This is a genomic window from Bacillus sp. P4_D3, assembly GCF_056401855.1.
Genome location: NZ_JBFUIN010000145.1, coordinates 1 through 7,287 on the forward strand (window position 1 = coordinate 1; position 7,287 = coordinate 7,287).

A 7,287-nucleotide genomic window follows, 5' to 3' on the forward strand; every position below is an offset into this window, starting at 1 on the left:
ATTTCAAACATTTATCAAAGAGAATGATAGGAACTAAAAAAGTTCTCTTGTGCCATTTCAACCATACTATACATGATGATACTTCCACTCATACACTTACAAAAATATCATCAAAATAACTTTTGAAATGTATAAAACAATACATAATATTTTACTTGATATTCCGTTTGTTTTCTATGAAATCCACAAATTCTTGAAAAATCTTTGCTATACGGGGTACCGCAACATCACTATCAAGCTAACAAAACAAAATACCCCCTAAAATGAAAAAATACGCTATGCTTTCTGTAGAATCATAGGAAAGGATGGCGTTTTTGTATGTCTATTTCTGTATCTGATGAATTACAACTATTTGCTCAAGAAATTCAAAGCTTCTTATCCCCAAATATCTTACGAGATTTTGCTAGAGATGTTGGTTTTGTTCAACGAACCAGTAAGTACCAAGCAAAAGATTTAGTCGCTTTATGTGTATGGATGAATCAAAATGTCGCTACGACGTCTTTAACTTAGTTATCTAGCTGTTTAGAAGCATCGACAGAAGTGCTCATCAGTCCCGAGGGACTGAATCAACGATTTAATAAAGCAGCCGTCCAATTTTTACAACACACACTATCCGAACTACTAAACCAAAAATTGACCTCATCTATACCGATTTCTTCTCCATATACTTCTGTTTTCAAGCGTATTCGTATTTTAGATTCAACTGCATTTCAACTTCCAGATCTTTTTTCGTTTGTTTATCCAGGTGCAGGAGGATGCAGCCATACAGCGGGAGTAAAGGTTCAGCTTGAGTATGATTTATTAAGTGGACAGTTCCTTCATATTCATACAGGTCCAGGTAAACAACATGATCGAACCTATGGTTCTCTGTGTGTCCCAACTGTGACAGCGAATGATTTATGTATCCGTGATTTAGGTTATTTTCACTTGAAAGATCTTCAGCATATACAAAATGAAAAGGCTTACTATATCTCTCGTATTAAATCAAATACACGTATTTATCAAAAAAATCCCAGCCCTAATTATTTTCAAGATGGAAGAATCAAGAAAGGTACAGAGTATATCCAGATAGATATGGAGGTTTTAATGAACTCACTTCAACCGGGACAAACATGCGAAATACCTGACGCTTATGTAGGAATGATTGATAAAGTACCAACTCGTGTGATTGTTCATCGGCTAACAAAAGAACAACAACAAAAACGATTACAAGATCAAACTGTGAGAGAAAAAAAGAAAGGAATGAAGTATTCTTCTCGTAGTAAACGATTCAGTGGTATCAATGTATATATGACAAACACGCCGACAGATATTGTCCTGATGGGACAATTACATGATTGGTACTCTTTGCGTTGGCAAATTGAAATTTTATTTAAAACGTGGAAATCATTCTTTCAAATTCATCAGTGTAAAAAGATAAAATCAGAAAGATGGGAGTGCCATTTGTATGGACAATTGATTGCCATTCTACTCTGTTCTTCTATCATGTTTCAAATGCGGCAATTACTTCTTATAAAAAAGAAACGAGAACTGAGTGAGTATAAGGCCATATATATGATTAAAGATTATTTTCTACTTCTTTTCCAAGCTATACAGAAAGACACCCAAGAGCTATCAAAGATTCTACTTCGCCTGTTCAATCTCCTACATCAAAACGGGCGAAAATCTCACAGATATGAGAAGAAAACAGTCTTTGATATTTTAGGTGTCGTTTACAATTTTACCATGTCTGATAATCAAGCGGCTTAATTCAAAAAATGAAACCCGTTAGGGTTTATTTCGTATGCGAATCTTTCAATCACCTACACTTTCCCTTTAGAAAAAAGAAATAACCTCTACTATAATTGACGTTGTATAAGCTTAGCTTGATAGCGATGTGGTTCTACCCCTATAAGCGCAAAAAAAGACACCTTAAGGTGCCTTCCTGCGACTTGAACCATCTTAATTTTAATAATATGGGGTACCGCCACATGCCCATCAACCTATATTTGTACCATCTGAGGAACAAGGCACCATACAGGGTAATCCGAAAATCTTGAGAGGTATTGTGTATAGTATGCTTACCTCAGGTACAACAAAAGAGCCTTACCTCTGTAGGCAAGACCCCACTAGTGTAGTTGTATAGTATTTATATAACAACTAAGAAACTGAAAACATATAACACCAAGTAGCAGAACCCTAACATTCCGCCTACAGCTAGTACCTGTTTACCCCAGCTCTTGAGTTTCAGATTACTGTCAATCGCTTGCACTCTTTCCATATATCGTTTCCTCCTATTAAGGAGAACCCTTGAAGACTCTCACCTCGCTATGATACCATTAAGAGATGACTAATAGAGGTCTAAATGTATAAAAATGCAATATTTCATATTAAAATGAATTATTATTATATATATATAAGCACTTACTATAATAAGGGTGTAAAGATTCACCACATCATGTATGTCTCCTTATTTACAGTATAAACTCCTCCTTCGTGGAACTGAAGGACTTCTAATCGGTTTGGCGGAACAACTCGGTAACAAATAAGGACGTGCCGTTTTATAAAAAGCCTTTACTGAAATATATATTGCTGCAGTAAAATTGAAACAGAAAAGCAGTGTGAAAGTAATTCCAAGAAGTCGGGTACGTCATATAACACAACATTCACGCTACAGGGTTCGTGAATGTTGTGTTGTATACCAATCCGTCTCGATTTGAAGAAAATTCTTATTCAATAAAAGGGCGCTTTTCCAGAGCAAAAAAGCCAAGTTTCTTAATTTTAACATCGAGAAATTCGGCTTTTTTATTTTGGGATTTCCTTAACGTTGTAAATCCGCATTTTTCTGACGCTACCCCCTGCCCATCTAGCTAAGATTTTAAAGTACCCCCTAAATGAGAATGCAGGGATACTCGATTTGTAATATTACCGCAACAATGGTAATGATCATTCCGAAAATTAAAAATACAATTCTGATTCTACGGTTATTTCCGTTTGTTTGATTGGATTTTGAGAAAGTGTAAGATAAATTTAAAACAATATAAAACCACGTGGGGTAAACCAAATACTGTATTCTACACTCTATTTTTTACTTTTCTAAAACAATTCCTGCTATTTTATTAGCATATTTTTTAGAGTCAAATTCATCATAGTTACTTAGTACCGCAACAGACAAATATTCTTTTGGAAACCTCATGAAGTGTGAACGATAACCTGCCCAGCTTCCTGAATGTTCCAGGTATCGACAATTAAAACCTTCTGCAACTCTCAGCCCAAAAGCATAATCTTCATTGTCAATAATCGATTCTCCAGTTGGAGAAATTTCCGGACCTATTTCGCTCATTCTTTTAACAAGGTCTTTTCCACCAACGGTACCTATAGTTAAATTCTCTCCCCATTTTACCAGGTCTTCAACTGTTGTATGAACTGCCCCATCCCCTGTATGTTCCCAAGGGCTTTCATAGATTTTATATGTTCCTTGTTCATTCTTCGAATATCCGCTAGCAATTGATATAGTAGTTGGGTAGTAATCCACAATTGTTGTGGCCCTCATATTTAAAGGGTCAAAAATACGCTCCTTTTTAAACTGAGGTAGAGACTTGCCACTTACTTTCTCTATCACTTGTGATAATAAAAAATATCCTGTATTGCTATACTCAAATTTTGTTCCAACTGGGAACCTTGCAATTTGATGACTTTTAAGGTGTTCTAGCGATTCTTCCACAGTTAATGTATCAGTATATTTAATATTTGCTGCTTCAGCCAATTCCATATAATCAACTAGTCCACCAGTGTGATGAATTAGGTGTCTCAATGTTACAGGTTCAGCATATGCTCCTATAGAAGGGACAAACTTTACAATTGAATCATCTAAATTCAATTTCCCCTCTTGTTCTAAGAGTAATATAGAAAATGCTGTAAATTGTTTAGAAACTGAAGCAATATTAAAAACGTTTTTGGTAGTTATGGGTAGATTCCCCTCTATAGAAGCTAAGCCAACTGCACCTTTATAAGTTACTCCGCTATCGAAACTAGCAATATATGCAAAGCCAGGAGCTTTTGGCGAAAACTTGTTAAATAATTGTTTAATCGATGTATGTGTCTTTTCATTATATGTATTATTCATCTCAATCACATACCCTTCCCTTTAAATGATTAGAAATATATTAACCTGTTCTCTTTTTCATATTGAATCCAATGGGATGACCATCTTCAGGCTGGTTGCGCAGACCTACTTGGATACTTCAGTTTTGGATTCCCTTTTGCATCATTCCAATATAATTTAAATTTTAGAATTAGATTACACATTTTACTTCAACTCAAAACGACATATTTTATATTTGACTACAATAAAGCACCATCACACTAATTTCTTTAGTTTCTAAATTCTTCTCTTTATAGAGAGCTTGAATTTAGTGAGTGTTATTATCCCCGACTTTACGGAAGTACCTCTTTCAATTCCAAAACCACTCATGGCAACGTAATAGATATTTTCGAAATGAGGGAAATAGCATCTAAATCACAGATGTTATTGACCAAAATATCTATTTCACTTTCAGATTTAGGACCGATGTACTAGCGAATATGAAAACTATTTACCAGTCCTCTGTGAAGATAGGTTTTAATAAAATATTCATCTCCCTTATACCTTATACCTTTTCGATATGAAAATCCGAATACCCATTTTAAACAACTAAATTATATTGGACTATATTCACAAAAAAGCAGGGGGCTTCCAACTCTTTATTTTTCATTGTAGTTTCAAATGTAGTATTGGGTAGTGATGCCCTGCATTATCTGTAAGTTCCCCATTGACTTCAGCTAACTAGTTCAAGTGAGAGTGTCAAGAAAGTAATCCTGTTTCTTTTGCCTTTTGTACGGCTTCTTCTCGATTTTTAACTCCTAGCTTCTCATAGAGATTGGAGGCGTAATTTCTTACCGTTCCGTTTGACAAGTAAAGTTTCGAAGCTATTGTTTTATAACGGCTTCCTTGTGATAATAGTTCCAAAATCTCTAGTTCTCGTTTCGTTAATCCATACTCTTTTCCATCTGATCGCGATTCAAATGATCCTGTTTCTTCATTTTCTTCCCACATTCTATGGAACAAGTCATGATTAATCATCGTGCCTCCTCGATAGACTAGACGAATTGATTCAGCTAGTTCACGCGAATCTATGGACTTCAATAAATATCCATCCGCACCATTTCGTATGATTTCTTTTGCCCTTTCTGTATTCTGAAAGGTTGACAGAATGAGTACACGAATGCCCGGCCATTTTTCCTTAATCATTTTAGTCGCATGAATTCCATCCAGATTGGGCATCTCTAAATCCATTAATACTACATCTGGTTTTAGTCTTTCACACAATTCCACAGCCCGTTCTCCATCTTCAGCCATTCCCACTACTTGTAAATCCTCCTGTCCATCCAAAATTGTATGAAGGCTTTCTCGAATAAAAGAATGATCATCGACAATACACAGGCGGATTTGTTCATTAGACAGTTGTGCTTGTTTAGGTAAAACACATGAAATTAACGTCCCTTCCCCCTTTTTGGAATAAACAATGACCCTTCCTTGAGACTGACTCACGCGCTCTTTCATTGCAGTTAATCCAAAGCCATCCTTCCACTCTTCGACCCCACAGCCATTATCCTGTACATCCAATCTTATCTGTTGTGGTTCAAAGTGAAGTGACACAATGATTTCTGTGGAATGCCCATGGCGAACAGCATTTGTTAGTGATTCCTGCAAGCTCCGATATAGTGTCATTTTTGATTGTTTGGAAGCCATATACTCTTCCCCTATTATTTGAGTACGTACATTTACTTTTGCATGTTTCTTAAATTCCTCTGTCAATTGTTGTAATGTGACAGCTAAGGGAAGCGATTCTTGTGATAAATCCAATTGATGTAAATACAGTCTTACTTCTTCCATACTGTTACGGGCCAATTGTAATAATGAATCGAGCTGTTGCTCTCCTTCTTTAGACTTTAATTCCATACGTAATGTTTCCATCCCCATAATAATTGAGGTATAGGAATGCCCCATCGTATCGTGTAAGTCTTTTGAGAGCCTATCACGTTCCTCGAGTAATGTAATCCGCTCAACTTGGGATACGTATTGTTCCAATACATGTTTCTGGTTCCGAATAGTTTCACTTTGACGGTAATTAATAGCCAGTAAACGAAAGAAAGAGCCCATAGCAAAAGCTAAACTGAGTTGTAGGATGATTACCCATAAATCTGTTACTTTGGAAAATATCGCAATGAGCAACGGGAACAAAATAATTGTGATAGGACCCGACCAGCGGTAAGATTTATGAGCGCTATTTGCCGCAATCATAAAAGTTGGCATTAAAAAAGTAAGATACGCTGACGGAAATAATAAAGTTAAATAGAAACACACTCCGCCAAATAATATTATTTCAGTAAACAAATAATAGCGATAACTGAACATTAAACAAATCCAAGGTACTGAAAATGAAACGATTTCCCAAAGAATTATGATCCAAAGTGGTACTGTCAAATGATCTTGTTGTTGGATAGTCGTTGATATCAATGATAGCCAAATAATAAAACGTATACAAAGTAAGGCCCAATCATACCAGAACCATAGTTTCAAAGTCTTAAACAAATTATCACTCCTTTATAGCTTTAAACATGGAACGCGTGTACATTCCAATAATTCGAACTAAGCAGTTTCCAATAAGATTATGTATCCAGATGAGAATGAAACCAACAATCATGACAAAAATTGCTGTCTCCCATGAATTCACAGCAATGCCCAATAAGTATATATTAAAATATCGAAAAAGTAAGGGTGTAACGATACATACTAGCGGCATTACATACAGTAAAACAGCACATATAAGACTCATTATTCCGACAAAAAATTTCTGCATGAGCCAAAAAATAGCCCTCCAGTTGCTATTATTAAGGATTGTATCTCTCGCTTTAATCCATTTATCTCCCTCCTCTTTTTTTCTTGGTTCGAATAACTCTATCGATACATCTGTATAAACCTTCGTCTGAATACGTTCATACTGAACAAACGTGTGAGTTGTTTGTAGCACCCAAGCCAACAAGGGAATACCCAAAAAGATAATAGTCATTACTAATGCAAATGTAATGCTGACCAGATAGAAACAAAAGTAAAAGAATCCGGATACAAAGGTAAATAACAAGAAATAAAAATCTTGCAAAGTTTTTTGAGCTGATGCTTTCGTCATTAAAATCTCTCCTCCTCATCTATTGTTAATGCGTTAAAAACTGCTCTTTGATACTAAGTGTTTTTCTGTCACATACGGT

At 35.6% G+C, this 7,287-nt stretch carries 3 protein-coding genes and 1 pseudogene; 1 reads left to right on the forward strand and 3 read right to left on the reverse strand.

Features of this window, described 5'->3' with window-relative positions; translation table 11 throughout:
- Positions 1-318: 318 nt before the first annotated feature.
- Positions 319-1,749 (forward strand): annotated as a pseudogene (locus AC1DTM_RS14990) (IS4 family transposase).
- 1,318 nt (positions 1,750-3,067) lie between these two features.
- On the opposite strand, the gene AC1DTM_RS14995 reads toward AC1DTM_RS14990, so the two are convergent.
- The 3 genes from AC1DTM_RS14995 to AC1DTM_RS15005 all read right to left on the reverse strand — a co-directional run bounded on the left by AC1DTM_RS14995 (position 3,068) and on the right by AC1DTM_RS15005 (position 7,208).
- A complete protein-coding gene (locus AC1DTM_RS14995) occupies positions 3,068-4,105 on the reverse strand; it encodes a serine hydrolase domain-containing protein (RefSeq protein WP_477000422.1) in 1,038 nt (345 codons plus the stop codon).
- Positions 4,106-4,822: 717 nt separating this feature from the next.
- Positions 4,823-6,613 (reverse strand): response regulator, encoded by a 1,791-nt coding sequence (locus AC1DTM_RS15000; RefSeq protein WP_477000421.1) that lies wholly within the window; start codon positions 6,611-6,613, stop codon positions 4,823-4,825.
- 4 nt (positions 6,614-6,617) lie between these two features.
- Positions 6,618-7,208, reverse strand: a complete 591-nt coding sequence (locus AC1DTM_RS15005) for a sensor domain-containing protein (protein ID WP_016103951.1) — start codon at positions 7,206-7,208, stop codon at positions 6,618-6,620.
- Positions 7,209-7,287 lie beyond the last annotated feature (79 nt).